This is a genomic window from Streptomyces sp. NBC_00457, assembly GCF_036014015.1.
In the GTDB taxonomy this organism is placed as follows: Bacteria; Actinomycetota; Actinomycetes; order Streptomycetales; family Streptomycetaceae; genus Streptomyces.
This window is the reverse complement of sequence record NZ_CP107905.1, coordinates 5707815-5733545: the sequence shown is the minus strand read 5'-3', so window position 1 is coordinate 5733545 and position 25731 is coordinate 5707815. Positions and strand designations below refer to the sequence as shown.

General features: G+C 70.3%; 26 protein-coding genes, 1 tRNA gene, 1 other RNA gene and 1 pseudogene. 13 read left to right on the top strand and 16 right to left on the bottom strand.

The window, feature by feature from the left end:
• Positions 1 to 97: 97 nt before the first annotated feature.
• Positions 98 to 2455, bottom strand: coding sequence for a DNA polymerase III subunit gamma and tau (locus OG828_RS26125; protein WP_328502487.1), 2358 nt, complete (start codon positions 2453 to 2455; stop codon positions 98 to 100).
• Positions 2456 to 2511: 56 nt separating this feature from the next.
• Positions 2512 to 2610, bottom strand: an RNA gene (gene ffs, locus OG828_RS26120) — signal recognition particle sRNA small type.
• 72 nt (positions 2611 to 2682) lie between these two features.
• On the opposite strand from ffs, the gene OG828_RS26115 reads away from it, so the two are divergent.
• Positions 2683 to 2770 (top strand) — tRNA-Ser (locus tag OG828_RS26115).
• 151 nt (positions 2771 to 2921) lie between these two features.
• Here OG828_RS26115 and OG828_RS26110 read toward each other — a convergent pair.
• Together OG828_RS26110 and OG828_RS26105 are read right to left on the bottom strand one after the other, a co-directional pair.
• Positions 2922 to 3392 carry a DUF5990 family protein gene (locus tag OG828_RS26110; RefSeq protein ID WP_328361705.1) on the bottom strand — a complete coding sequence of 157 codons (471 nt, stop codon included), beginning with the start codon at positions 3390 to 3392 and terminating at the stop codon, positions 2922 to 2924.
• A 92-nt stretch (positions 3393 to 3484) separates the two neighbouring features.
• Complete coding sequence (locus OG828_RS26105; RefSeq protein ID WP_328502486.1) at positions 3485 to 3679, bottom strand: hypothetical protein; 195 nt, start codon at positions 3677 to 3679, stop codon at positions 3485 to 3487.
• Between the two features lie 12 nt (positions 3680 to 3691).
• Here OG828_RS26105 and OG828_RS26100 point away from each other — a divergent pair, with 12 nt between their 5' ends.
• Positions 3692 to 5221, top strand: a complete 1530-nt coding sequence (locus tag OG828_RS26100; RefSeq protein WP_328502485.1) for an FAD-dependent monooxygenase — start codon at positions 3692 to 3694, stop codon at positions 5219 to 5221.
• 51 nt (positions 5222 to 5272) lie between these two features.
• On the opposite strand, the gene OG828_RS26095 is transcribed toward OG828_RS26100, so the two are convergent.
• The 6 genes from OG828_RS26095 to OG828_RS26070 all read right to left on the bottom strand — a co-directional run bounded on the left by OG828_RS26095 (position 5273) and on the right by OG828_RS26070 (position 9949).
• Complete coding sequence (locus OG828_RS26095) at positions 5273 to 5935, bottom strand: arsenate reductase ArsC (RefSeq protein WP_328439861.1); 663 nt, start codon at positions 5933 to 5935, stop codon at positions 5273 to 5275.
• A complete protein-coding gene (locus OG828_RS26090) occupies positions 5928 to 6596 on the bottom strand; it encodes an arsenate reductase/protein-tyrosine-phosphatase family protein (RefSeq protein ID WP_328442406.1) in 669 nt (222 codons plus the stop codon). The genes OG828_RS26095 and OG828_RS26090 overlap by 8 nt, the downstream gene beginning before the upstream one ends.
• Positions 6597 to 6678: 82 nt before the next feature.
• Positions 6679 to 8130, bottom strand: a complete 1452-nt coding sequence (locus tag OG828_RS26085) for an FAD-dependent oxidoreductase (protein WP_328502484.1) — start codon at positions 8128 to 8130, stop codon at positions 6679 to 6681.
• A gap of 72 nt (positions 8131 to 8202) precedes the next feature.
• Complete coding sequence (trxA, locus tag OG828_RS26080; RefSeq protein ID WP_328502483.1) at positions 8203 to 8526, bottom strand: thioredoxin; 324 nt, start codon at positions 8524 to 8526, stop codon at positions 8203 to 8205.
• Positions 8527 to 8543: 17 nt separating this feature from the next.
• Complete coding sequence (trxB, locus tag OG828_RS26075; protein ID WP_328502482.1) at positions 8544 to 9539, bottom strand: thioredoxin-disulfide reductase; 996 nt, start codon at positions 9537 to 9539, stop codon at positions 8544 to 8546.
• Complete coding sequence (locus OG828_RS26070; RefSeq protein ID WP_328439858.1) at positions 9536 to 9949, bottom strand: arsenate reductase ArsC; 414 nt, start codon at positions 9947 to 9949, stop codon at positions 9536 to 9538. Before OG828_RS26070 ends, trxB begins: the two co-directional genes overlap by 4 nt.
• A 103-nt stretch (positions 9950 to 10052) precedes the next feature.
• Here OG828_RS26070 and OG828_RS26065 point away from each other — a divergent pair, with 103 nt between their 5' ends.
• From OG828_RS26065 to OG828_RS26055, 3 genes are read left to right on the top strand one after another with little or no spacing between them, the layout of a single operon-like run.
• The gene (locus OG828_RS26065; protein WP_328361683.1) at positions 10053 to 10367 is read left to right on the top strand and encodes an ArsR/SmtB family transcription factor; all 315 of its coding nucleotides are present in this window, start codon (positions 10053 to 10055) and stop codon (positions 10365 to 10367) included.
• Between the two features lie 36 nt (positions 10368 to 10403).
• Positions 10404 to 11186 (top strand): aquaporin, encoded by a 783-nt coding sequence (locus OG828_RS26060; protein WP_328361680.1) that lies wholly within the window; start codon positions 10404 to 10406, stop codon positions 11184 to 11186.
• The gene (locus OG828_RS26055) at positions 11183 to 12238 is read left to right on the top strand and encodes an ArsO family NAD(P)H-dependent flavin-containing monooxygenase (protein ID WP_328502481.1); all 1056 of its coding nucleotides are present in this window, start codon (positions 11183 to 11185) and stop codon (positions 12236 to 12238) included. The genes OG828_RS26060 and OG828_RS26055 overlap by 4 nt, the downstream gene beginning before the upstream one ends.
• Before the next feature lie 60 nt (positions 12239 to 12298).
• Here OG828_RS26055 and OG828_RS49605 read toward each other — a convergent pair.
• Together OG828_RS49605 and OG828_RS26050 are read right to left on the bottom strand one after the other, a co-directional pair.
• Positions 12299 to 12907, bottom strand: a pseudogene (locus OG828_RS49605) (TIGR02391 family protein); the annotation flags it as partial.
• 308 nt (positions 12908 to 13215) lie between these two features.
• The gene (locus tag OG828_RS26050; protein WP_328502480.1) at positions 13216 to 13593 is read right to left on the bottom strand and encodes an ArsR/SmtB family transcription factor; all 378 of its coding nucleotides are present in this window, start codon (positions 13591 to 13593) and stop codon (positions 13216 to 13218) included.
• A gap of 107 nt (positions 13594 to 13700) precedes the next feature.
• Here OG828_RS26050 and OG828_RS26045 point away from each other — a divergent pair, with 107 nt between their 5' ends.
• The 7 genes from OG828_RS26045 (at position 13701) to OG828_RS26015 (ending at position 20840) form a co-directional block, all read left to right on the top strand.
• Positions 13701 to 14054, top strand: a complete 354-nt coding sequence (locus OG828_RS26045; RefSeq protein ID WP_328439854.1) for an ArsR/SmtB family transcription factor — start codon at positions 13701 to 13703, stop codon at positions 14052 to 14054.
• Positions 14054 to 15187, top strand: a complete 1134-nt coding sequence (locus tag OG828_RS26040) for an MFS transporter (RefSeq protein WP_328502479.1) — start codon at positions 14054 to 14056, stop codon at positions 15185 to 15187. The genes OG828_RS26045 and OG828_RS26040 overlap by 1 nt, the downstream gene beginning before the upstream one ends.
• 141 nt (positions 15188 to 15328) lie before the next feature.
• Positions 15329 to 16702 (top strand): FAD-dependent oxidoreductase, encoded by a 1374-nt coding sequence (locus OG828_RS26035; RefSeq protein ID WP_328502478.1) that lies wholly within the window; start codon positions 15329 to 15331, stop codon positions 16700 to 16702.
• A 28-nt stretch (positions 16703 to 16730) separates the two neighbouring features.
• Positions 16731 to 17204: an ArsI/CadI family heavy metal resistance metalloenzyme gene (locus OG828_RS26030; RefSeq protein WP_328502477.1), complete on the top strand. Its 474-nt coding sequence runs from the start codon at positions 16731 to 16733 to the stop codon at positions 17202 to 17204.
• 7 nt (positions 17205 to 17211) lie between these two features.
• Positions 17212 to 18459, top strand: coding sequence for an MFS transporter (locus OG828_RS26025; protein WP_328502476.1), 1248 nt, complete (start codon positions 17212 to 17214; stop codon positions 18457 to 18459).
• Positions 18460 to 18880: 421 nt separating this feature from the next.
• On the top strand, positions 18881 to 19354 hold the full coding sequence (locus tag OG828_RS26020; protein WP_328502475.1) for a hypothetical protein: 474 nt from the start codon (positions 18881 to 18883) through the stop codon (positions 19352 to 19354).
• Positions 19355 to 19418: 64 nt separating this feature from the next.
• Entirely contained in the window at positions 19419 to 20840 is a 1422-nt protein-coding gene (locus tag OG828_RS26015) for an ATP-binding protein (RefSeq protein ID WP_328502474.1), read from the top strand.
• Between the two features lie 45 nt (positions 20841 to 20885).
• On the opposite strand, the gene OG828_RS26010 is transcribed toward OG828_RS26015, so the two are convergent.
• Together OG828_RS26010 and OG828_RS26005 are read right to left on the bottom strand one after the other, a co-directional pair.
• Positions 20886 to 21395, bottom strand: a complete 510-nt coding sequence (locus tag OG828_RS26010; protein WP_328502473.1) for a hypothetical protein — start codon at positions 21393 to 21395, stop codon at positions 20886 to 20888.
• Positions 21396 to 21582: 187 nt separating this feature from the next.
• Positions 21583 to 21747 carry a hypothetical protein gene (locus OG828_RS26005; RefSeq protein WP_328502472.1) on the bottom strand — a complete coding sequence of 55 codons (165 nt, stop codon included), beginning with the start codon at positions 21745 to 21747 and terminating at the stop codon, positions 21583 to 21585.
• 221 nt (positions 21748 to 21968) lie between these two features.
• Between OG828_RS26005 and OG828_RS26000 the strand changes: the two genes are divergently transcribed.
• Complete coding sequence (locus tag OG828_RS26000; RefSeq protein WP_328361649.1) at positions 21969 to 22772, top strand: polysaccharide deacetylase family protein; 804 nt, start codon at positions 21969 to 21971, stop codon at positions 22770 to 22772.
• A 37-nt stretch (positions 22773 to 22809) separates the two neighbouring features.
• On the opposite strand, the gene OG828_RS25995 is transcribed toward OG828_RS26000, so the two are convergent.
• Positions 22810 to 25308 carry an Hsp70 family protein gene (locus OG828_RS25995; protein WP_328502471.1) on the bottom strand — a complete coding sequence of 833 codons (2499 nt, stop codon included), beginning with the start codon at positions 25306 to 25308 and terminating at the stop codon, positions 22810 to 22812.
• The gene (locus OG828_RS25990) at positions 25305 to 25727 is read right to left on the bottom strand and encodes a hypothetical protein (protein ID WP_328502470.1); all 423 of its coding nucleotides are present in this window, start codon (positions 25725 to 25727) and stop codon (positions 25305 to 25307) included. The genes OG828_RS25995 and OG828_RS25990 overlap by 4 nt, the downstream gene beginning before the upstream one ends.
• Positions 25728 to 25731: the final 4 nt, after the last annotated feature.

Genomic DNA, 25731 nt, shown 5'->3' with positions numbered 1-25731 from the left:
TGAGGGGCGGGGGTTGTTCGGGTTGGAGGATCCTCCGAGGTACCGGTGCGTGCCCGTCCTGACCGTCGGTCTCCGGGAGACGGCCCCGACTCGTTCCCTACTCGTTGGTGAACTCCTCCACCACTGTCGCCCCCAGCTCCTTCACGATGAGTTCGTGGCCGGAGAGGGCCGACTCGTCGAGGTCCGGGTCGTCGTCCTCCGGGGTGTCGTCCTCGGGGGAGACGGGGGGTGGCTCCGGAGTGGACGACGCGGGCGAGGGTGAGGACGAGGACCGTGGTGCGGGGGCGGCGGGAGCCGGGGTGGGCCCGGGTGAGGTGGGCGGGGGCTGGGGGGATGCCGGGCGCGGGGGCGTCGTAGCTCCGCTGCCGCCGTGGCCACTTCCACCAGTGCTGCCTCCACCCCCGTAGCCACCGCCGCCGTTGAAGCCGGAGGAGCCGGAGGATTGTGGGGGTGCCGAGCCGCCCGACGGGTCGACGACGGCCTCGATCTTCCACTGGACGTTGAACTGCTCGGCCAGCGCCTGTCGCAGCACGTCCTCGCTGCCGCTGCTCGCGAAGTTGTCCCGCGCACCGGCGTTGACGAAGCCGAGTTGGAGGGTGGTGCCGTCGAAGCCGACCACCTGGGCGTTCTGGCTGAGCAGGATCCAGGTGAAGCGACGGCGGTTCTTGACGGTCTCGAGGATGTTGGGCCAGAGCATGCGGGGATCGAGGCCGCCGGGTGCCGGGGTGGATGGGGGGGTGGGGGTGGCGGCGTGTGGGGCGGGCGGTGGCGCGGGTGCAGGGGCGGGTGTGTCGGCGGCTGCGGGCCGGCCACCGCCCGCCGGGGTCGTCGTCGGCCAGCCGCCGGGGCGTCGGCCGCCGCCGGCGGGGGTGGCGGTGGGCCAGGCGCCGGGGGTGGAGCCGGGGGCAGAGCTGGTTGAGCCCTGGCCGGGCTGGGGCTGCTGAGGCTGTTGGCTGTGCTGTGGTTGTTGCTGGGCCTGCTGCGGCTGACCGCCACCAGAAGGTCCGCCGCCCGGGCCGGCGGCGGCAGGCGGAACCGACCCAGCCGCCGACGTCGTACCACTGTCCGGGTCGGTCGCACCCCCCGAACCCGCCCCAGAACCACCGGGCCCGGAGCCGGAGCCCCGCACGGCAGCCCGAGCCGCAGCGGCCCCGCCCCCTGGAGGAACCGAAGGAGCCGGAGGAGCCGATGCACTCATGGCCCCCATCCCCGCCGCCGCACCCGCACCCGCACCGCCGTGCGCCTCGGGCCCGGGCACATACCCCATCGCGGGTGCCCCGCCCCCGGCCGAGAAGTTCACGCCGCGCTCGAGCCGGTCGAGGCGGGCCATGACCGACCGCTCGTCCCCGTACGCGGCGGGCAGCATCACGCGCGCGCAGATCAGTTCGAGCTGGAGTCGGGGGGAGGTGGCGCCCCGCATCTCGGTCAGGCCTTCATTGACGAGGTCGGCTGCGCGGCTGAGTTCGGCGGCGCCGAAGGTGCCGGCCTGGGCCTGCATCCGCTCGAGCACGTCGGCGGGGGCATCGATGAGCCCCTTCTCCACCGCGTCCGGAACGGCGGCGAGGATCACCAGGTCCCGTAGCCGCTCCAGCAGATCGGCGACGAAGCGACGCGGGTCGTTGCCGCCCTCGATGATGCGGTCGACGACCTCGAAGGCGGCGGCGCCGTCACCTGTGGCGAAGGCCTCGACGACGGAGTCGAGCAGCGAGGTGTCCGTGTAGCCGAGCAGCGAGATGGCCATGGCATACGTCACACCGTCGGCACCGGCCGCGGCGAGCAGCTGGTCCATGACGGACATGGAGTCACGCACGGACCCCGCCCCGGCGCGCACCACCAGCGGCAGCACACCGTCCTCGACAGGGATGTTCTCCCGCCCGCACACCTCGCCGAGGTACTCCCTCAGCGTCCCCGGCGGAACGAGCCGGAACGGGTAGTGATGGGTCCGCGACCGGATCGTCCCGATGACCTTCTCGGGCTCGGTGGTGGCGAAGATGAACTTGAGGTGCTCCGGCGGCTCCTCGACGACCTTCAGCAGCGCGTTGAAACCGGCCGACGTGACCATGTGGGCCTCGTCGATGATGTAGATCTTGTAGCGGCTGCCTGCGGGCCCGAAGAAGGCCTTTTCCCGCAGGTCACGCGCGTCATCGACACCACCGTGCGAAGCGGCGTCGATCTCGATGACATCGATCGAACCGGGCCCGTTCCGAGCGAGATCCCGGCAGGACTGGCACTCACCGCACGGGGTGGGCGTGGGCCCCTGCTCGCAGTTCAGACACCGCGCCAGAATCCGCGCGCTCGTCGTCTTGCCGCATCCGCGCGGACCGCTGAACAGGTACGCGTGATTGACCCGGTTGTTCCGCAGCGCCTGCTGCAGCGGGTCGGTTACATGCTCCTGCCCGATGACCTCGGCGAACGACTCCGGGCGATAGCGGCGGTACAGCGCAAGAGACGACACGCATACGAGGTTATAGGCGCCCACTGACATCGGGCTCCGCCCGCCGGTCACCCGGCAACGCAAGCGCCCCCCACGCACCCGCCAGAGCCAACCTACCCTTGCTGCCTTCCGGCCCTGGGGGAGTTCAGTCAGATAGCGCCGCGTGAGGGGCTGCGCCCACAGTACCCGATGCCGGCCAGCGGGAACGAGTTCGCTAGCACTCCTCAACGTCTTGTATTGTTTGCGGCGGAGGATTCGCCTAGAGGCCTAGGGCGCACGCTTGGAAAGCGTGTTGGGGGCAACCCCTCACGAGTTCGAATCTCGTATCCTCCGCCAGTGCCTCACCGGGCACGATGTCGAAGGGCCCCACCGTTCGCGGTGGGGCCCTTCGTCGTGTGTGGTCTCAGTGTTGGTCTCAGTTGTTGTGATGGGACGGGTACGGATCTCGGCGAACAGTGATCCGGTTCACGGTGACGGTCGGTCCTCGTCAGGCGGATTCGGCGGTCCAGGTGATGCGCGGTGGCACGACGCGTGCGCACAGAGGCCCGCCGCGCGCGTCAGTCAGTCCGAGGCGTCCCACCAGCAGGCCGGTGAGGGTGGCAGCCTCGAGTTCCTCGGCGGGCACGGCGTCGAGCATGAGCTTGGCGCGACGGAACATCGTGAAAGTGCCGGAGTCTTCGACGGTGCCCCACGACAGGTAGATGAACCGGCCTCCTGGACGGCCCTGAACGTAGGGCCCTTTCACATCGGTGCCGCCAGGTGAGGCCGTCGTGGTGCACTCCAGGGTCCAAGCCGCCGAGGCGGCGTCGCCGGGCTTGGGATCGAGAAGTTCAGCCGGACGGTCGCGGCGTTGCACGGCGACGTGGATGTTGCGGTACGCCGGAACGTCGTCGTCGGCGAATGCTCCGGGTGGGCAGGTCAGACCGGGTAGGTCGACGGCGTCGATGCGGATGCGCATGTCGACCATCATCCGCGCTCTGTCCCCGGGTGAGTCTGGAGGGCGTCCAAAACGGCCACGTGCGCCGCATCAACTTCGATGTCCAGGCGGATCTACTCCGAGCCGGCACGGACGGTGATGGTGAAGAACGAGCAGCAGCCGCTCTCGCGGGCCACCAGGTCGCGAACGTTGCCCTCGATGCCCGGCCCGCCGGTGAGCACCAAGCGCAGCCGCAGCGGCTGCTCGGTGGTGGGCAGCGTACCGATTGCAAGTCGGGCTGCCCGAAACCATTCGGCGGCCCCGGGCACTACCGTGGATTCATGACGGCGCCGTTGGACGTGCTGGTGGTCGGTGCAGGACCCACAGGGCTTGCGCTCGCCGCGCAACTGCGCAGCTATGGAACCACTTTCAGGATCCTGGACCGGTCCCTCGACCGGGTGCGTGAATCGCGCGCACTGGCCATCCAGCCGCGCACCCTGGAGGCGCTGGCCGGCTTCGGTGTAACAGAGGAACTGGTCGCACGCGGCAACCCCGCGATGCAGATCAGGATGCATCTGCCGCGGCGGGTGGTGCAGCTGGCGTTGTTCGACATCGGGCTGGCCGACACCGCGTATCCCTTCCTGCTGTTCCTCTCGCAGGCGGAAACAGAGAGCATCCTTGCGGAGCATCTCGCGGGGCAGGACGTGGTCATCGAGCGGGGCACGGAGCTGGTCCGGCTGGAGCGAGAGGGGGCTGCCGTCACCTGCCGGCTTCGGCGCGGCGACGGTGCCGAGGAGACCGTGGAGGCACGGTACGTCGTGGGTTGCGACGGGGCGCACAGCACCGTCCGCACGCAGGCGGGCATCGGCTTCGAGGGGTATGCCTATCCGCAGACCTTCCTGCTGGCCGACCTGGAGGTCGACGGCCTGGAGCCGGGTGCGGTGCACACGTACATGACCGGTTCCGGGATGGTGTTCTTCTTCCCGCTCGGCTCGCCGGCGACCTGGCGGATGCTCGCGATGCGTCCGCCGGGGACCCCGGACACGGAGGTGAAGCTCGGGCTCCTGCAGAAGATCACCGACGAGTACACCTCCGACCGGCTGGTCCTGCGGGACCCGGTCTGGATGACGGACTTCCGGCTCAACAACCGCGGCGCCGCCCACTACCGCTCGGGCCCCTTCTTCCTTGCCGGCGACGCGGCGCACATCCACAGTCCGGCCGGCGCCCAGGGTATGAACACCGGCATCCAGGACGCCCTCAACCTGGGCTGGAAACTCGCCCTCGTCTGCTCGGGCAGGGCACCGACGGAGCTTCTGGACACGTACGAGATCGAGCGCGCCCCGGTCGGCCGCAGCGTGCTGCGCTTCACCGACCGCGCCTTCACGATCGGCACCAGCCGCAACCCGCTCTTCCGCCTTGCCCGCACCCGGCTCGCCCCGCGCCTGGCCCCGTTGGCGCTGCGCGCGACAGGACCGCGCGGGCGGGTTTTCCGTACGGTCTCCGAGCTGGGCATCCACTATCGGCGAAGCCCCGCCTCCAGTGCGGGCTCGCGGCCACCGAGGAAGGGGCCGCGAGCGGGCGACAGGCTGCCCGACCTGCCGCGCGGGCTCCAAGCGCGAAGTGCGGGGCCGGGCTGGCACCTGCTTCTGTCCGGACCGCCCGCGCTGTGGCCCGACGAACGTTTCGCCTCGGTCCTGCGCGGACGGGACGACCTGGTCAGCGTGCACCGGCTTGGCGGGGAGAGCCCGTGGCCGGACGCGGTGCAGGGGCTCGTACGCCCTGACGGCTACCTCGGTTACGTCGCGCGCGGTGCAGACCTCGAAGGGCTCCGCGCTTACCTCGATCGTTGGCTGCCCGCACAGCACGGTTGATTCGTACGGCGACCGAGCTGTGCGGGTCCGGCCTCCGTGCGCCCTGGGCGGTCAGGACTGTGCCGGGACACCGAGTTCGTCGAGGAGTCCGCGGACGCGGCGCTCGATTTCGTCGCGAATGGGGCGGACGTCGTCGACGTCCCTGCCTGCGGGGTCGTCCAGCGTCCAGTCGAGGTAGCGCTTGCCGGGGAAGACCGGGCAGGCGTCGCCGCAGCCCATGGTGACGACGACGTCGGCGGCGCGGACGATCTCGTCGGTCCAGGGTTTGGCGAATTCGCGGGAGATGTCGATGCCGCGCTCGCTCATCGCGTCGATGGCTGCCGGGTTGATCTCGTTTCCCGGCTCGGAGCCACCCGACCAGGCGACGGCGCCCTCGCCGGCCAGGTGCTGGAAGAAGCCCATGGCCATCTGGCTGCGCCCGGCGTTGTGGACACAGAGGAAGAGCACGACGGGCTTGCCGTCAGTGATGTGGCCCTCGACCTTGGCCAGGGCGTGCAGCCGCTGGCGCGCGAACCGTTCGGCCAGCAGCGGCAGGTAGTTGGGGATGGTGCTGCGGCCGGCGAACTGGTCGTAACTGGAGTTCAGGAAGCGTTCGATGGTCTCCTCGCCGAATGTGCCGTCGAACTGGCGGCGCAGGTGGGTGGCGGCGGTGCGCAGGGCGAGTTGCTGGTCGATGCTCAGGTTGCGGTGCGGGACGGGCGCGGTCTCAGTCATCGCTGCCTCCAGGAGGCTGTACGGCGGGTGCCAGCCGGTCGACCCGGTCGGCGAGATCACTCAGGGCGTCGGCGAAGGCGTCGTCGGTGCCGGTGCGGGTGGGGTCGGGGACCGACCAGTGCAGGCGGTCGGGGGCCCGGGGGCCGAGCTGTTCGTGGGCGTTGTCGCAGACGGCGACCACGAGGTCGTCCGGGCGTAGCGTCTCGTCGATGTGGGAGGTGCGGGCGTGGGCCAGGGACAGGCCGTGTTTGCGTGCGGTTGCGACGGCGCGGGGGTGGACGCGTGACGCGGGCTGGGTTCCCGCCGAGGTGGCGGGCACGGTGCTGTGGCGCTTCCACAGGGCCGCGGCGAGGTGGGAGCGGGCGGAGTTGTGGGTGCAGACGAAGACCACGCGGGGCGCCGTCCGCAGGGGTGTCGGCATGGTGTCGGCCAGGGCTTGCGTGTGCAGGCGCAGGTAGGTGCGCCGTCGGTCTCCTTCGGAGCGGGATCGCTCGATCAGGCCGACCTGCTCGAGCAGCTTGAGGTGGTGGGCCAGGAGGTTGCTGGGCAGGCCCAGTTCCTGGCCGAGTTCGCCGGGCGATGCATCGCCCAGCAGCAGCCGATCGATGATCGCCAAGCGGGCGGGTTCTCCTAGTGCCGCGTGCCGTTGTGCTCGCGCCATCACCGACTCAGACCACTCAACGTTCATTGAGTCAATTTTCATTGAGCTAATGACCGCTGTCAATGCAGTCGGCGAAGGTCAATCACGAGGGCTGGCTGCCGGGTAGGTCTGCGACCATGCGGCGCTGGACGTCGAGGTGGTGCTCGTTCATCCATGCCTGTGCCGCGACCTGGACGGCGTCCCAGGGAGAGCCCAGGGGCGGGGTGTAGGAGAGGTCGAGTTCGCTCATGCCGTCGACCGGCATGCCGTGGAAGAGGGCGGTGGCGTACGTGTCCACGCGCTTGGAGATCTCCGCGCCGCGCCGTCCGACGAGCTGGGCGCCGAGCAGGAGGCCGCTGGAGGTGTCGCCGGTGATGCGGATGGAGATCGGGGTGGCGCCGGGGTAGTACGCCTTGTGGTCGTCGGGGTGGCTGGCGGTGGTTGCCGCTGTCCAGCCCCTTCCGGCGGCTGCGGCTTCGTGGTCGCGCAGGCCGGTGCGGGCGGCGACGACGTCGAAGACCTTGACCACCTGGGTACCGAGGCTGCCCGCGAACCAGCGGTGGCCGCCGAGGGCGTTCTCGCCGGCGATGCGGCCCTGCTTGTGGGCGGTCGTCCCGAGCGGTAGCCAGGTTCTGCCGAGGAGACGGTGGTGGGTGACCGCACAGTCGCCGGCCGCGTACACGCCGGGCAGTGAGGTGCGCATGTACTCGTCGACCTCGATCGCACCCTTCGCGCCGAGGTTGGCTCCGGCGTCGGCCGCGAGGGCGGTGTCGGGGCGTACGCCGACGACGACCAGGACAAGGTCGGTACTACGGGTGAAGACCGTGCCGTCGGGGCTGGTGGCCTGGACGTTGAGGACGTTGCCGGGGGCGGCACGGGCGATCGCTGAGACGGTGGTGCTGGTGAGCACCTCGACGCCGTGGTCCGTGAGTTCGGCGTGGACGAAGGCGCCGAGTTCCGGGTCAACGGTGGGCAGGACCTCGGGCAGGGCCTCGATCTGGGTGACGTGGATACCGCGGGTGGTGAGGGCTTCGGCCATCTCCAGTCCGATGTAGCCGGCGCCGACGACGACGGCCGTCTTCGGGCGGCGGGCGGCCAGGCTCTGCATCACGGCGAAGGTGTCGCCCATGCTGTGCAGCAGGTGGACGCCGTCGGCCGGGCCGAGCCCGTCGGGTCCTGTAAGGCCCTCGATCGGCGGGCGGGCGCTGACGGCGCCGGTGCCCACGATAAGTGCGTCGTACGGCAGTTCCTCGGTGCGGCCGTCGGCGTCGCGCACGACCAGCTGCTTGCTGGCCACATCGATGCCGGTGGCGAGGGTGTCGGTGCGCACCTGCATGCCGGTGGCCTTCAGGTCGGCGAGGGTGCGGTGGGCGAGGTCGCTCCAGTGGCCGACCTCGCCGGAGACGTAGTACGGGATGCCACAGATGGAGAAGTTCGGGTAGGCGTCGGCCACCACCACGGTGACCTCGCTGTTGGGATCCAGCTCGCGGGCGCGCAGAGCCGCGCTGATGCCGGCGTCGCTGCCGCCGATGGCGACGATGCGTTTGCTGGCCACCGGGATACCTCCGTCGGAGATCGGAGAAAGAGGGCGCCGGTGGGCGCTACGGGTGCCCACCGGCGTCGCGTGTCAGGCGAGGTGGTCGGCGAGTTCGCGTTCGAGTGCGGCCTTCGGCTTGGCGCCCACGATGGTCTGCACGACCTCGCCACCCCTGTAGAGGTGCAGCGTCGGGATCGACATGACGCCGTATCGGGCGGCGACGGCCGGGTTTTCGTCGATGTTGAGCTTGACGATCTCGATCTTGTCGCCGTGCTCGGCGGCGATCGCCTCAAGTGAGGGGGCGAGCTGTCGGCAGGGGCCGCACCAGGCGGCCCAGAAGTCGACCAGGACCGGCTTGTCGCTGGTGAGGACGTCCTGCTCGAAGGAGTCCTCGGTGACACTCTTGAGAGCCATGATGTTGCTCCAGCTGGTCAGACGGCGGCTACGACCGGTTCGTCCGCGGCGTCGATGTCACTCAGGGCGGCGAGGTACCGCTCGGCATCGAGGGCTGCCGCACAGCCGGCGCCGGCCGCAGTGATGGCCTGCCGGTAGGTGTGGTCGACCACGTCACCGGCACCGAAGACGCCGGGGATGTTCGTGCGCGTGGAGGGGGAGGCGACCTTGAGGTAGCCCTCGTCGTCCAGGTCCAGCTGGCCGGTGACCAGGTCGGTGCGCGGGTCGTGGCCGATGGCGACGAACAGGCCGGTGGCGGCGAGTTCGGAGGTCTCGCCGGTGACGGTGTCGCGCAGGGTGAGCCCGGCGAGCTTGCCGCCGTCCTCATGGATTGCGGCGACCTCGCGGTTCCACGCGAAGGAGATCTTCGGGTCGGCGAACGCCCGGTCCTGCATGGTCTTGGAGGCCCGAAGGGTGTCGCGCCTGTGGACGATGGTCACCGACTTGGCGAAGCGGGAGAGGAAGGTGGCTTCCTCCATCGCCGTGTCGCCGCCGCCGACCACCACGATGTCGTGCTCGCGGAAGAAGAAGCCGTCGCAGGTCGCGCAGTACGACACGCCACGGCCGGACAGCGCGTCCTCGCCAGGCAGGCCCAGCTTGCGGTGCTGCGAGCCGGTCGCCACGATGACGGCCTTGGCCCGGTGGACCGTACCGGCGCTGTCGGTGACGGTCTTGACGGTGCCGGTGAGGTCGGCCTCGACGATGTCGTCGGGGACGAGTTCGGCGCCGAAGCGCTCGGCCTGGGCCCGCATGTTGTCCATCAGGTCCGGGCCCATGATGCCGTCGCGGAAGCCGGGGAAGTTCTCCACCTCGGTCGTCTGCACCAGCGCACCGCCGGCCGTGACCGCGCCCTCGAAGACCAGTGGCTTCAGCGAGGCGCGGGCGGTGTAGAGGGCGGCGGTGTATCCAGCGGGGCCGGAGCCGATGACGATGACGTTGCGTATGTCCGCGGTCGTGTCGGTCGCCGTGCTCATGCCTGGGGCTCCGGCGCGATCTCCTTGATCAGGCCCTCGACCAGCACCTTGATCTCATCACGGATCGGGCGGACCGCCTCGACGCCCTGGCCCGCCGGGTCCTCCAGCTGCCAGTCCAGGTACCGCTTGCCGGGGAAGACCGGGCAGGTGTCGCCGCAGCCCATGGTGATGCAGACGTTCGACTCCTTCACTGCGTCGACGGTGAGCATCTTGGGGACCTCGGCGGAGATGTCGATGCCGACCTCGGCCATGGCCGCGACGGCGGCCGGGTTGACGCCGTCGCCCGGGTTGGAACCGGCAGAGCGGACCTCGACACGGTCCCCGGCCAGGTGGGTCAGCCACGCGGCGGCCATCTGGGAACGGCCGGCGTTGTGGACACAGACGAAGAGCACGGAGGGCTTGTCGGACATCAGGAGGTCTCTCTTGATCTCGCGCCTGGCAGGCGACAGAAGAGGGCACAAGCACATCAGCACCCGATGGTGTCAGTCACCACTGATGTGAGAGTATCAGCGCATGATGACGTCAGTCGACACTGATCTGATGCGGGTCCTGGCGGACCCGCTCCGCCTCCAGATCGTCACCCTGCTCGCCAAGGAGACGCTCTGCAGCACGCACCTGATCGAGGAGACGGGGGCCAGACAGACCAACCTCTCCAACCATCTGAAGGTGCTGCGCGAGGCCGGGGTCGTGGAGACAGAGCCCTGCGGCCGGTTCACCTACTACCGGCTCAAGCCCGACGTCATCGCCACCCTCGCCGGTCAGTTCGCCGACCTCGCGGAGACCGCGCGCGCCACCGCCGAGAACAACGTCAAGCGGTCCTGCCCCTGATACCCGCCGCTTCGGCGACTGCACCGAGGAGTCCTGTTGACCGCCACCGAGGCCACCGAGCACGACAGAGCCGGGGAGGCCGCCATAGCCGCCGGCATCGAGCCGCAGCCCGCGCCGGGAGCCACCCCGCCGCGTAACCCCCTGGTCGCCCGCGCCGCTGCCGAACTCATAGGCACCGCGCTGCTGGTGGCGGTCGTGGTCGGTTCCGGCATCCAGGCCACCGAACTGACCAAGGACGTCGGCCTGCAGCTGCTGGCCAACTCCACGGCCACCGTCTTCGGCCTCGGCATCCTGATCCTCCTGCTCGGCCCGGTCTCCGGCGCGCACTTCAACCCGGTCGTCACCCTGGCCGAGTGGTGGACGGCGCGACGCGGAGGCGCCGGGGTCACGCTGCGCGAGGCCGCGGTGTACGTGCCCGCGCAGATCGTCGGCGCGATCGCGGGCGCCATCCTGGCGGACGCGATGTTCGGCAAGCCGCTGGTGGAGTGGTCCACGCACGACCGCTCCGCGGGACACCTGCTGCTGGGCGAGGTCGTCGCCACGGCCGGCCTGATCCTGCTGATCTTCGGCCTGGCCCGCACCGACCAGCTGCGCTTCGCCCCGGTGGCCGTCGCCTCATACATCGGCGCCGCGTACTGGTTCACCTCGTCAACGTCCTTCGCCAACCCGGCGGTGACCATCGGCCGCGCATTCACCGACACCTTCGCTGGCATCGCGCCGGGTTCCCTGCTGGGCTTCATCGGCATGCAACTCGTGGGTGGCGTGGTCGGGCTGGTGTTGGTGGCCCTCATCTTCATGCGCGGACGATCGGCCAAATGAGCCGCAGGACGCAGGTGGTGGTGATCGGCGGCGGCCAGGCGGGGCTTGCGGCCGGCTACCACCTGCGCCGCCTCAGCCTCGACTTCGTCATCCTCGACGCCCAGACCACGCCAGGCGGCGCCTGGCAGCACACCTGGGACTCACTACGCCTGTTCTCCCCGGCCGCGTACTCCTCGCTGCCTGGCCGCCTCATGCCGACGCAGAGCGGCGAGACCTACCCCGACGCGCAGCACGTGGTGGAGTACCTCACCGAATACGAGAAGCGCTACGAACTCCCCGTCGAGCGGCCGGTACGAGTCCTGGGCGTCCACCGGGACGGTGGGCTCCTGCGGGTGGAGACCGACTCCGGCACGTGGCACACCCTCGCCGTGATCAGCGCGACGGGCACCTGGTGGCGGCCCTTCCTCCCCGCCGTTCCCGGCCGCGCGGCCTTCCGGGGCCGCCAGCTGCACACGGTGGAATACCGCAGTCCCGCCGACTTCGCGGGCCGCCGTGTGATCGTGGTGGGCGGGGGCAACTCCGGCGCCCAGATCGCCGCCGACCTCGCCTACGACACGGAACTGACCTGGGTCACCCGGCGCCCACCGCGCTTCCTCGCCGACGACATCGACGGGCGTGCGCTGTTCGACGCGGCCACCGCCCGCCGCCGCGCCCTGGACGAGGGGCGCACGGACACGGGCGGCGTCGCCTCACTTGGGGACATCGTCGCTGTCCCACTCGTACGCGAGGCCCGAGACCGCGGCCTACTCGGCGTCAGCCCGATGTTCACGCGCGTCATCCCCGGCGGCGTCGAGTGGGCAGACGGCACCCGCGCCGCAGCCGACGCGATCATCTGGTGCACCGGCTTTCGGCCCGCACTTTCCCACCTCGCCCCGCTCCGACTTCGCGGCCGACGCGGCCACATCGCCACCGAGGGCACCCAGGCCGTGGACGAACCGCGCCTGCACCTGCTCGGCTACGGCGACTGGACGGGTCCGGCCTCCGCCACGCTCATCGGAGTGGGACGGCCGGCCCGGGACATGGCCCGCCAGATCGCTGAACTCCTGTCCTGAGCGCCTCGGTCTGCGGTCACGTGGCGAGCGTGGCCGTGTCCACCCAGCGAGCCAGGACGCTGAAAGCAGCCAGTTGTTCGAGCGCCTCGTGCTGGGGCAGCTCCGGCAGGCCGTCCTCGGGCTGTTGGGGTTCCGGATGCCGGCGTCGCAGCCTTCGGCGAAGGTGGCAGCGCCGCGCTGGAGGCTACGGAAGGTGTCGCTGCCGTCGTCGATCATCAAACGCAGCCGCGGCTGCCCTGGCTTGGGGTCGTCCTTCGAGAAGATGCTCTGGAACAGGGCGGTCTCGGTTACGTCCCGGCGGCCGACCTTGTTCTGCGCTTCGCGGTTGACCTTCTTCGCCGCAGCGGTGACTGCCTCCCGGAAGTGGCCGTCCCGCCACAGCGCCTTCGCCGCAGACCAGACCCAAGGGTGCAGGCTCGCAGCGCTCAGTCGCGGCGCGGCATCGCCCAGGCGCTCCCGGATCTCAGCGTCCCGCTGAAGGGCGGCATCGGCGCGCTGGGCGGCTTCGCGGTGCTGATACCAGCGGTTGATCCGCTGGTTTCCGCTGGTGGAGATCTCGGTACGCCAGTCCGGCAGGACACGGTCGAGGATCTGCTCGACCGCGTGGGCACTCGCGATGATGTCCGCCGACTTGCCGCGGTTGGACTTCCTGGTACTGAAGACGACCATGCCAGGCGGGTCCGGCGGGCGGTACAGCTCGGTGAGCTCCAAGAAACGCGTCAGCTCGCCGCGCGCCCACTCGACGTCGATACTCATCGCCCCATCATCCACGCGGGCACTGACAACGGCCCCGGCATTTGGGAGCTCTGCAAGCAGGCAGCAGGGAAGCGCCCTTCAAGGAGGACCACGTCGCGTCGGCGGCAATGGTGTCGTCCGATGCGTTCACACCCGCCGATTGCACGGATGCCGACGCATGGCGGTCGCGTAGACGCGGCAGGCGGAATGGACGCGGTTTTGCCCCAGGTTCCTGATCGTGGTCAGGCTGCAGCCGATGCGCTCGTCAGCAGCTTGCCCATGGCCGCCAGCACGGACGGCTCGACCCGGTAGTACACCCAGGTGCCGCGCCGCTCGGAGGTGAGCAGCCCGGCCTCCTTGAGCTTCTTCAGGTGATGGGAAACGGTCGGCTGGGACACGCCCACGTCGGAGATGTCGCACACGCACGCCTCGCCACCCTCGTGGGAGGCCACGGCGGAGAACAGCCGCAGCCGCACCGGATCGCCGAGCGCTTTGAACATCTTCGCCGTCCGCTCGGCCTCTTCGGCGGTGAAGGGGCGCTCGGTCAGCGGCGGGCAGCACGGTGCCACAGCCTCGGGGACCTCCGGCTCCAGCAGCGGCAGCACCTTCGTATTCGACATGCATCTATGTTGACATACGTCGAACCAGTGAGCGAGGGGCAGAGGGCCCGGGGGCGCGGTCCTACCCTCTGTCCCATTGCCAGCTCATCGGTTATCGTCGATTACCGATGAGCAAACTTCTGGAACGTTCCGAGGCCGAGCAGTACGCCACCTGGTTCAAGGCGCTGGCCGATGCCACCCGCATTCAGATCGTGACGCTGCTCGCGCGCAGCGGTGAGCCACTGACGGTGGGCCAGATCGTCGAGGAGGTGGAGGTGGGGCAGTCGACGGTCTCCCATCACCTGAAGGGGCTGGCGGAGGTGGGCTTCGTGCTGGTCGAGCGGGAAGGCTCGTTCAGCCGGTACCGGCTGAACGAGGAGTGCGTCGAAGCCTTCCCCTCGGCCGCCGATGTCGTCATGGGGCGCCCCGCACCCGCTCGGAGCGGAAGCAGTGCGGCGCGCGGACGACGGCGAGGCGGCTGATGAGCACGGATGCCGGAGCGGTTGAGCGGGCACCGATCCGTTCCGGTGCCGTCTATGCGCTGCTGCTGGGGCTGGGCGCGCTGGACGCGGCCGGGTACAGCCTGATCGCACCGGTGCTTCCCGGCCTGGCCGCGCAGACCGGGGCCGGCGCCACGGCGATGGGAATGCTGGTCGCCATGTTCCCGCTGGGGATGGTCGCAGGTTTCGCGCTGGGCGGGGTTGTCGTCCAGCGCAGCAGTCCGGCACAGCTGGTTCTGGTGGGACTGCTGCTGGTCGCTGCGGGCAGCCTCGGGTTCGTCTTCGGCACCGGTCTTGCCGTCTTCGCCGTCTCCCGTCTGGTGATGGGCCTGGGCTCGGGGTGCCTATGGCTGGGGATCACCTTCGCCACCCTGGCCGCCTGGCCCGGCCAGGAGTACGTGTGCATGAGCCGCATCTACGCCGCCTACTCTGCAGGCGGCCTTCTGGGCCCGCTGCTCGGGGCGATCCAAGGGGTGAGGGGCCCCTTCGCCGCCTACCTCGCCCTCGTCCTCCTTGCGGTCGCGCCCGTGCTGACGCTCCGGCTTCCCGCGTCGACGGGCGCCTTCACCACCGACCGGCGCGCTCTGCGCTCACCCGGATTCCGGGCGGCCGGCGTCGGAATCGCCTTCGCCGTGATGTCGCTCGGCACGCTCGAAGGGGTACTGCCGCTGCACTTCGGCACCAGGCTGGGCCAGTCCCAGATCGGGGCGATGTATGCGGCGACGTCGGTACTGGTGGCGGTGGCCGGAGTCGTGGCGGCCCGGTGGCAGCCGCGGCGGGTGCTGCCGGCCTCCACCGTGCTGGTGGTTGCCGGGTTCGCGGCCGCCGGAGCCAGTTCAGCTGTACCGGTGTGGATCGCGGCACTCGCCATAGCGGGGGCCGGCATCGGCCTGGCCAACACCGGAGCCACCGGCGTCCTCCTCGACGCCGTGCCGGCACAGCGCATCGTGACAGCCATGGTGCTGTGGTCCCAGATCGGCATCCTGGGCTACCTGCTCGCTCCGCTGCTCGGCGGGCCCGTGGCCGACGCCTTCGGATACGGGGCAGTCGCTGCCGTCGTTGCGCTGATGGCGACGGGACTCGTCGCGACGCTCGTCCGGCGCAACCGGGCGTGAGCCGCGAAGCCGCCGCTCACAAGGACGTCGACTCGCTGCACGGGCGACTGAATTCGACGGATGTCTATGTTGACGCTTGTCGAATCAGGTGCCATGCTTGCCCGTAGGACATCGACAGGTGTCGAAATAAAGGGGAACATTGTGAACGCGCCCACCACCACCGACCAGCTGCCCGTCGTGGTCATCGGAGCAGGCCCCATCGGCCTGGCCGCCGCCGCCCATCTCACCGAGCGCGGCCTCGAACCGCTGGTCCTGGAAGCCGGACCATCCGCCGGCACAGCCGTACGAGACTGGGCGCACGTCCGGCTGTTCTCCCCCTGGTCCGAGGTCACCGACCCCGCCGCCGAGAAGCTGCTCGCCCCGACCGGCTGGGTCCGCCCCGACGGGTCGGTGTATCCCACTGGCGGCGACTGGGCCGAGCAGTACCTCCAGCCGCTCGCCGACACCCTCGGCGACAAGATCCGCTACGGCGCCACAGTGACCGGGGTGGCCCGCGCCGGCCGCGACCGGATCGTCGACTCGGGCCGTGCCGAGCAGCCCTTCACCGTGCACGTCACACACGCGGACGGCCGCGAGGAGCGGATCACCGCCCGCGCCGTCATTGATGCCTCCGGTACGTGGTCCGTGCCCAGCCCGATCGGCGCGGACGGCCTGTCCGCCCTCGGGGAGAAGGCAGCCGCCGAGCACATCTCCTATCGCGTCCCGGACCTGAAGGACCCGGCGGTCCGCTCTCGCTATGCCGGCAAGCGCACCGCGGTGGTCGGCTCCGGGGCCTCCGCCTTCACGGCGCTGGCCTATCTCGCAGACCTGGCGAAGGAGGAGGCGGGCACGCACGCGGTGTGGATCCTGCGTCGCGGGATCACCGGCTCCACGTACGGCGGCGGCGAGGCCGACGAGCTTCCGGCCCGCGGTGCCCTCGGCCTGCGTGCCAAGGCCGCTGTCGAGAGCGGCCACGCGTCGGCCGCCACGGGGTTCCGCACCGAGGCCGTAGAGCGCGACGTCGACGGCCGCCTGGTGCTCGTCGCAGAAGACGGCCGCCGCCTCGACCCCGTCGACGAGATCATCGTGCTGACCGGCTTCCGCCCCGACCTGTCCTTCCTCTCCGAGGTTCGCCTCGGCCTGGACGAGCGCCTCCAGGCGCCGACCGCGCTGGCCCCGCTCATCGACCCGAACGTGCACTCCTGCGGCACGGTGTATCCGCACGGCGTGAACGAGCTGTCCCATCCGGAGATGGGCATCTACCTGGTCGGGATGAAGTCCTACGGCCGCGCGCCCACGTTCTTGGCGATGACCGGTTACGAGCAGGTCCGCTCCATCGCCGCGTCACTCGCCGGAGACCAGGAGGCCGCCGAGCGCGTCGAGCTGACCCTGCCGGAGACCGGAGTGTGCGGTGGGGCGGGCCTGTTCGACGACCCCGACGCCGCGCAGAGCAGCGACGGCGGCGGATGCTGCGCGGCCCCCGCCACCCTCCAGATCGGCCTCGGCGCCCCGGCCACCACCTCTGGCAGCTGCTGAACTCCACACCCATCCAAGGAGGTTCGCCATGTCGTCCCGCGTACAGCTCGCCCTCCGCGTCCCCGATCTCGACGCGTCCATCGCGTTCTACACCAAGCTCCTCGGCACCGAGCCCGCCAAACTCCGCGACGGCTACGCCAACTTCGCCGTCGCCGAGCCCCCGCTCAAGCTCGTCCTGATTGAGGCCGCGGCGGGTGAGGAAACGCGTATGGACCACCTCGGCGTCGAGGTCGACAGCACCGAGGCCGTCCACGCCGCCACCTCCCGCCTGAGCGAGGCCGGCCTCGCCACCGACGTGGAGAACGACACCACCTGCTGCTACGCCCTCCAGGACAAGGTCTGGGTCCACGGCCCCGGCCAGGAACCCTGGGAGGTGTACGTCGTCAAGGCCGACGCCGACTCCCTGGCCAAGCAACAGGGCAGCACCTGCTGCACCGGCCCGGCCGACACCGACACCGACGCCGGCGCGAAGGAACCGTCCGTCGCGGGCGGCTGCTGCTGATCCGCCGATGACCAACCTCCACACCAGCGAGGCCGTGACCGGAACGGGAGACCGGTCACGGCCTCGCGCCGCCCTGCCCGCCCTGTGCGCCACCCAGATCACCAGCTGGGGAATCGTCTACTACGCCTTCCCCGTGCTGAACCCCCAGATCACCGCGGCCACGGGCTGGTCGGCGACCGCGACCACCGGAGCCTTCTCGGGCGCGCTCCTCGTGTCCGCCCTCACCGGCATCCCCGTCGGCCGCATCCTCGACCGCCGAGGCCCGCGCGCCGTGATGACCACCGGCTCCGTCCTGGGCGTCGTCGCCGTCCTGGCCATCGCCTACGCACCCAACCTCGCGGTCTTCACCGCCGCCTGGCTGCTGGCCGGCGTGGCCATGGCCGCCACCTTCTACCAACCCGCCTTCGCCGCCCTCACCCGCTGGTGGGGCGAAGACCGCATCCGCGCCCTCACCGTCGTCACCCTCGCCGGGGGCCTGGCCTCCACCGCCTTCGCACCCTTCACCGCCACGCTCGCCGAGCACCTGAGCTGGCGCACCACGTACGCCGTACTCGCGGTGATCCTGGCCCTCGTGACCATCCCCGCTCACGCCTTCGCGCTACGAGCACCCTGGCCGCCCGCGCCAACGTCGCCCTCCCAACGGGACACCCCCAACAGCTCGGTGATCCGCAGCCGCCCGTTCCTGATGCTCGCCACCGCGCTCACACTGAACAGCTTCGCCATGTATGCCGTCGTCATCGCCCTCGTGCCCCTGCTGATCGAACGTGGGGCCAGCCCGACGGCCGCCGCCTGGGCCCTCGGTCTGGGCGGCGCAGGACAGACCCTCGGCCGCACTCTGTACACCACCCTCGCCCGCCGTACCGGCGTCACGACTCGCACCGTCCTCCTGATCGGTCTGGGCGGGATCACCACCGCCGCATTCGCGATGGTCTCCGGCCCTTTCCCTCTCCTTGTCGGCATCGCGATCGTGGCCGGCATGGTGCGAGGCAACCTCACCCTGCTCCAGGCCACGGCCGTCACCGACCGGTGGGGCACGACGCACTACGGGCGCCTGTCCGGGCTGCTGGCCGCCCCGGCCACCATCGCTTCTGCCCTGGCACCGTTCGCGGGAGCCGCATTGGCCGGACCGCTCGGCGGCTATCCCGGCCTGTTCATCGCCCTCGCGCTGGCCTCCACCGCCGCGGCCCTCTTCGCGGCGGGAGGCACACCGAGCAGTCCTCAACACCACGCCGACGGCCCGTCTACGGGCCCGTAACGAGCAGTGGGCTGCCACCGTTCCCGGTGCAGCCCACCCACTTCAATGGCGACTAGCGCCCGTCGCCGTCGCCGTACTTACCTGGATCCTTCGCGCGATCCACAGCCTGTGCGCAAGCCGCAGCAAAGGCCGCCGCCACAGCTCCTTCATCTGTACCGCTCGCCCGAACGTCGATTTCCCTCTCGTATCCTCCGCCAGTGCCTCACCGGGCACGATGTCGAACGGCCCCACCGCTTGCGATGGGGCCCTTCGGCGTGCTTATCGAACCTCGTTGTTCTTGTTTCTGCCCACAGGGGATGCTTCCGGGGCTCAGTTGGCATCGGCGACCTTCCGGGCGAGCCAGGAAGAGCGATAGAACTTGGCTCCGCGCATTGGTGGGCGATCGTCTGGCTTCGTCCAACTTCGGGGGGCCTCGATGACCATGACCAAATGGCGTGTCGCCCTCTGGCCTCTGGCGATCTTCAGCTCCGGGTATGTCGCGCTGCTGCTCTTCTGGAGCTTCGGGGACCATCCATCAGGGCTTCCCGGCCTCTTTGTCTTCCGGAGTGCCACATGGGGTGACGGGCTGCTGCTCCCCCTGCTGGCGCTCTGCCTGCGGGTGCTGACCCTGCGGCTGCGAGCGGCCGAACCGACGCTACCGAGCAGACGCGGAACCATCGCGGCCGTGGCCGTGGTGGGCGCTGTCCTCGGCTGCGCGGTGGTCCCACACGTCTCCTCGCACGAGCACGAGCCCGGTGTGGACGGTCAGGAGCCGAACGCCGACGTCTTCTTAGTGCGGCTCAGCGGGCACACCGCCGCCCAGAACTCGATCGCCCTGCTGCTCGCACTTGTCTCCCTGGTCGGAGCCGTAGGGATGACAGCCGGTTTCACGGGCGAGAAGGAGCAGGGACACTGAGTAGGGGGATGGTATCGATCACGATAGTATCTCTGTCGATACCATCTTCAACGGGAGGCTCGCCATGCGTCGTTTCATCGGGCGGGACCGCGAGCTGAACGTGCTCGGCAACGCCTTGCAGGCGGTTCGCGATGCCGTCGGGTCGGCGAAGCCGGGCCAGTGCGTTCTCATGCGGGGGAGGCGGCGGGTCGGCAAGTCCAGCCTCGTCGAGGAGTTCCTCCGGCGCACCGGGACGCCGTACCTCTTCTTCACCGCCGCGGGCGGCACGGCTCAGGACGAACTGACGGAGTTGCTCGACGCCGTCGCCAGATCGACGCTGCCGGAGCGGGAACTGTTTGCGGAGGAGACCCCGGAGCAGTGGAATGCGGCATTCAGGCTGCTCGCGGAGATCCTGCCCGATGACAGCCCGAGCGTGGTCGTCATAGACGAGGTTCCGTATCTCATGGACCGCATCGACGCCTTCGAGGGCATGCTCCAGCGGGCATGGGACCGGCTGCTCAGCCGCAAGCCGGTACTCCTCCTCCTGGTCGGATCCGACCTGTCGATGATGGAGGCTCTGAACAGCTACGACCGCCCCTATCATCAACGGGGGAGGGAAATGGTCGTGGGGCCTCTGAACCCGGCCGATATCGGCGAGATGCTCGGGCTTGAGCCCGCCGACGCCTTCGACGCCGCTCTCATCACGGGCGGTCTCCCGCTGATCTGCGCGGAGTGGCGGGCCGGAGCGGATGTCTGGGAGTTCCTCCGCGACTCGCTGGACAACCCGATCTCGGCGCTGCTGGTCTCCGCCGAGCGCTCACTGGCCGCTGAGTTCCCACCACAGGCGATGAGCCGGGAAGTGCTGCGGGCCATCGGAAGCGGAGAGCGAACGTTCACCAACATCGCGCGCGCCGCCGGCGGCATCTCACACACCACCCTCACCCGAGCCACGGATGTCCTGACCGGGAAACGGGTGGTGGCGGCCGAGCTGCCGCTCTCGATGCGGCCGTCGAAGGAACGTCGCTACCGGGTGGCCGACCCCTACCTGCGGTTCTGGCTCGCGTTCCTGGATCCGCACATGGCGGAGATCGAGCGAATGCGAGGAGATCTCACTCTGGCCCGGATCAAGGAGCAGTGGACGAGCTGGCGGGGCCGAGCGATCGAACCGCTGGTCCGGGAATCCCTCGCTCGTCTCCTGCCGGACGGGCTCCTGCCCGCCGCCCCGGTGATCGGCGGGTACTGGACCCGCAGCAACGACGTCGAGATCGACCTCGTGGGCGCCGACCGGCAACCGGTGGCCAAGCAACTGCTCTTCCTCGGCTCGGTCAAGTGGCTGGAGACTTCCGTGTTCGACAGCCACGATCTGGCCGCGCTGCAGAAGCACCGCGCCGCAATCACCGACGAGCCCGTTCCGCTCGTGGCGGTCTCCCGCAACGGGATCAGCTGTTCCGGGCTCCAAGCGGTGTACGGCCCCGAGGAATTGCTCAGCGCTTGGCGGAGGGCGTGAGCAGTACCGGCCTCGCTGGATGCGGTTCGTGACCGTGCCCCCGGGTCATGGACTGGCGGAACAGGCCGCGGGTCGCGTCGTCGGGAACGAGGCCGATGACGTCCCAGAGGAGGGTGCCGAGGAGGACAGAGGCGCAGTAGTAGGTGTAGACGCTGGGTCCAGGAGGATGCGGGCGTTGGTGCCGAGGAGGATGACGGCGGGCCAGCGGCCTCGGCGGACGGCGATGCAGCCCAGCGTGAGGCCCAGGGCGGCCTGTGCGGGGCGGTCCCAGGGAGGGTTTGGGGGTCGTCGATACCGGGCCGGCGTAGGGCGGACGCCGGCTGGTTGGGGATGGTGAACTCGGCTGGCCGCGGCGAACGACTGCGGGGTGCCGAGGAAGAACGGCAGCCAGACGAGTGCGACCAGGCCCGCGCACCACAGGCCCGCGCGCAGCCACTGCGTTCTCGCCAGGGCTAGCAGCAGCGGCAGGAAGACGAGTGCGGTCGGTTTGGAGTCGACGGCCAGGGCCAAGAAGATGCCGGTCGCGGCCGGGTTGCGTCGGGTGAGGGCGCCCACGGCCAACGTCGTGAAGACGTGAAGAAGAGGGCCAGGACGTCGTTGAGGTGACCGAAGCGGACCGCGACCTCGATCCACATCGGAATGAAGGCCAGGCCCGCGATCAGCACGCACTGCCGCAGCCGCTGGTGATTGGTCCCCGTGCCCAGGAAGTACTGGGCGGCGCTGCGTCCGGCCACCACCAGGATCACCAGGTGAACAGGCCCGCCACCAGGAAGCTGACGGGTCCCATCTGCAGTTCGGGGTGGTGGGCGTACAGGTTCAGCCCTCCGTGCGGCTCGACCACCGCGAACCACAGGACGGTCCGGGCCGCGAGCAGCACCAGGTGCACCCGCTGACTGATGACCGGCACGCCTCGGCCCTTTCCCCTTGGTCCTTGTCGTCGCCGACCCCTCCTTCAGATGGCCGGACGGCAGCGCGGGTTCTGTCTTCGGCCCAGATCGGGGCTTACGACACAGGAGGGCCGTATGCCTGCGGAATTGTCCGCGACCGGTAACAGGCGGATCCCTCGGCGGACTTCCTCCCTCTTCACGGACGCAACCGGCTCCACAGCGACGGCGAGGGACAGCGGACATGAGGCGAAGTGGCGGACGAGGGTGGTACGGCAAGGTGCTCGCGGCGGCGGTCGGGGTGACCGCGGTGGCCGCCATGGCCTCGGTCTGGGACGCACAACTCGGTTCCACCGAGGGGCGGCCGGGCAGCGCAGACGTCTCGACGCCCGCCGACTCGTCCCGGCCGAGCGCCCAGTCACCGGGCCGTAAGAAGGTGGCGTCCGTGTCGCCGGAGATCGCGCACGCCTCGGACGGAGGTGCCCGCAGCGTCAACATCACCATCGACGACGGGCCGGACCCCACCTGGACACCGGAGGCGCTGCAGGTACTGCGGGACAACAGTGTGAAGGCCACGTTCTGCATGGTGGGCGCGCAGGCTCGCGCCCATCCGGACCTGGTCAAGGAGGTGGTGGCGGCCGGGCACCGGCTCTGTGACCACACGGTGTCGCACGACGTCACCATGGACAAGAAGTCCGAGGCCTATCAGTCACAGCAGATACTCGACGCCGAGCGCATGATCACAGAGGCGTCCGGGGGCGTACGGCCGATGTACTACCGGGCCCCGGGCGGTGCCTTCACCCCGTACAGCCGCCACCTCGCCGCGTCCCACGGCATGCGCCCGCTCGGCTGGAACGTCGACACCATGGACTGGGAGCGTCCCGGTACGGAGGCCATCGTCGCCACCGTCAAGAACGAGATCTCCAACGGCCCGACCCTGCTCTTCCACGACGCGGGCGGAGACCGCTCCCAGACCGTGGCCGCCCTGCGTGAAGTCCTGCCGTGGTTGAAGGGGCAGGGGTATTCGTTCGGGTTCCCCGTGCGCTGAACCCGAAGTTCCCGTGCACTGAACCCCCGCGCGCTTCTCAGGTGGCCCGCACCGTGCTCGCGAAGTCCGGCGGTGGCGGGGGCTCGGGCAGCAGGGACTGGAGCTCGATGTTGATGGAGCGGAGGCGTTCCTGCTCGCCGGCGTCGCGGGCGCGTTCGCCGTCGCGAATGAGGCGGTCGGCTCTGGACGGGTGGCGCATCCGGTCGCGGTAGCGGGCCAGGTTGTCGAAGACGAGTGGCTGCAGCACCCCGGCACGGTCCAGGACACGCGCGGCGTGCTCGCGCAGCCGGTCGGTACGGCGGCGCAGCAGGTCGGCGTCGCGGGACTCCACGGCGTCGGCGATGTCGCGCTCGTAGACCGGCAGGTCCTCGCGGTCGGAGGGGCTGCCGTGCGCGGCGACCAGGTCGCGGACCTCGGTGAGCAACGACTCGGCCGCGCGGACGAGTTCGGGCCAGGTCAGTTCGTCTTCTACGGCGTCCAGGGCGACCCGCAGATCGAGCAGGCACTTGGCGGCACGGCCCGCCTCGTCGGGGTCGTGCCGGGCCGCCTCGACCGCCCGGTCCAGCTCGTCGAGCAGGTCCTCGTCGTCCACGCGCTGGAGCAGCAGGGCGGCGACGGGGCCGGCCAAGGAGGCGCAGCGGGTGCGCAGTTCGGCGAGCCTGGACTGTTCCGCGTCGGCGTCCAGGCGCAGTTCGGCGTGGTCGACGGCGGGTTCGCCGACCAGGTTGACGGTGGTCTCGAACGCCTCGTCCAGCAGCGGCACGAAGGCGCTGACCTTCACCAGCCGGGAGGCGTCGATCTCGACGGTGAGCCGGACCTCGCTGCCGGCCGGCACGGTCCGGCTGACCCGGTCGGCGCCGACCTCGATGCGGCCGATGGTGCGGTTGCGGTCGGCCCGGGGGCGCTCGCCCTCCAGGACGGGGATGCGGATCAGTCCGCCGCTCGCGCCCCGCTCGACGGTGACGGTGGTGCGCAGGGGTGCTGTGCGCCGTACGGGAAGACGCGCGCCCCGTTCGACGAGGGGGCGCACCTGGTTGTCGGCGAGGCCGACGCCGAGGGCGTGGGTGAGCATGGGGTCGGTCTCGACGGCGCCGACGGTGTAGGTGAGCAGGTCGGGGGTGAGGCGCCGCCGGGTTCCTGCGGTGTCCGTCAGGACGACGGCGAAGGTGTTGCGCCGGCCGGGCTCGGCGCGCAGCGTGCTGGTGAACTCGCCGCGCGCCGACAGGGCGATACGGCCGCTGTGCCAGGGCGGGTCCGACTCCTCGTTGAGCAGTTCCACGGACATTCCGTGGGCGGCTGTGCCGTCGGCGGCACTCACCCGGCCGACCACCACCGGGTCCAGGTCGGGGCTGACCCGCGGGTATTCGCAGCGCAGCGTGAAGGCGCCCGGCTCCGCCACGGGTGTGCCGTTCCAGTCGTCGGGGAGCGGCTGGGCACCGGCGAAGATCGCGGCGCCGCGGGCCACCACGGTCATCGGGTCGTGCCCGAAGTCCATCGGGATGCCGAGTCCGTGGCGCGGGTCGGCGAGGCGCTCGCGCAGGAAGGGCATGGCGGTCTGCCCACCCACCATGATCACCTTCTCGATGTCGCCGGGTCCCGCGCCGAGTTCGTCGAGCACCGTGCGGCACAGGTTGACCGACCGGGTGACGAAGGGCTCGGCGAGCCGTTCCACGTCGGCGCGGCGCAGCTCGTGGAAGAACTCGTACCGGCCGCCCGTGTCATCGACCAGTTCTACGTCGATGTCGGCGGCGTGCGCGCGGGACAGCCGTATCTTCGCGGTCTCGGCGGCCTGCTTCAGCGTGGCGACGGCGGCCCGCCACCGCGGGTTGCCGCGGGCCAGGTCGGCCAGCTGCGGGAGCTGTCGGACGGCGGCCGGGATCAGCAGCTCCTCCACGATCCGCCAGTCGACCAGCTTTCCGCCGAGGAAGTTGTCGCCGCAGTGGCCGACGACCGAGAACTCCCCGTCCCGCAGCCGGATCACGGCCGCGTCGAAGGTGCCCCCGCCGAAGTCGTACACCAGCCACATCGCGTTCTCGTCGGTGGCCTGGAAGCCGTATGCGTGGGCGGCCGCCGCGGGCTCCTGGAGCAGCCGGGTGAACTCCAGGCCCCCCAGTCCGGCCGCCCGCCGGGTGGCCTCGCAGGCGTTCAGGTCGAACGCGGCCGGTACGGTGATCACCGCCGCGCGGATCTCCTCGTCCAGCCGCGCCGCGACGTCCCCCCGCAGCGCGGTGAGCACCTCGGCCGACATCTGTTCCGGCGTCAGGGTGCGGCCGGAGGCCGGGAAGTGCTTGTCCTGGCCGGACATGCCCATGCGCAGCTTGAACTCGACTCCGGTGTTGTCCGGGTCGCGCTCGCACCGCTCCCGGGCCGGGCGGCCGACGAAGAGCCGGTCCCGGCGGTCGATCCAGATCGCCGACGGGGTGGTCTCGTCGCCGTCGTTGTTCTTGATCACTTCCGTCTGCACGCCGCGCAGTACGGCGACCGCGCTGTTGGTGGTGCCGAGGTCGATCCCGATGTCGATGGTGGTCCTGCTCACTGTCCCGCTCCCCCTTCCGCTTCGGGCTCCTCTTCGGGCTCCTCCGGCGGCGTGCCCACGATGACCTCGCCCAGCGCGAGGGGCGTACCGCGCAGGTACACGGCGGGCCGGACGGTCTCCACGACCTCGTCGCGTTCCAGGTCGGGCATCGGCTGGTAGGCCAGCACCCGCATCCGCAGCCCGGGGTCGAAGACGGTGCCGTCGTACGACCGGGTCTGTACGCCGCTCTCCACGAGGGCGTCCACGACCGCGTCGAGGTGGCGGCGCACCCCTGCGGAGGTGCCGTCGGCGGTCTCGACCTTGTTGCGCAGCCGCCATACGGCCGTGGCGAGCTCGACGAGGGCGTCGGCTTCCAGGGCGACGGGGGCGGTGAGGGGGGTGGGGGTGGGGGTCTCGGTGCCGGGTGGGGTGGACGACATCTGA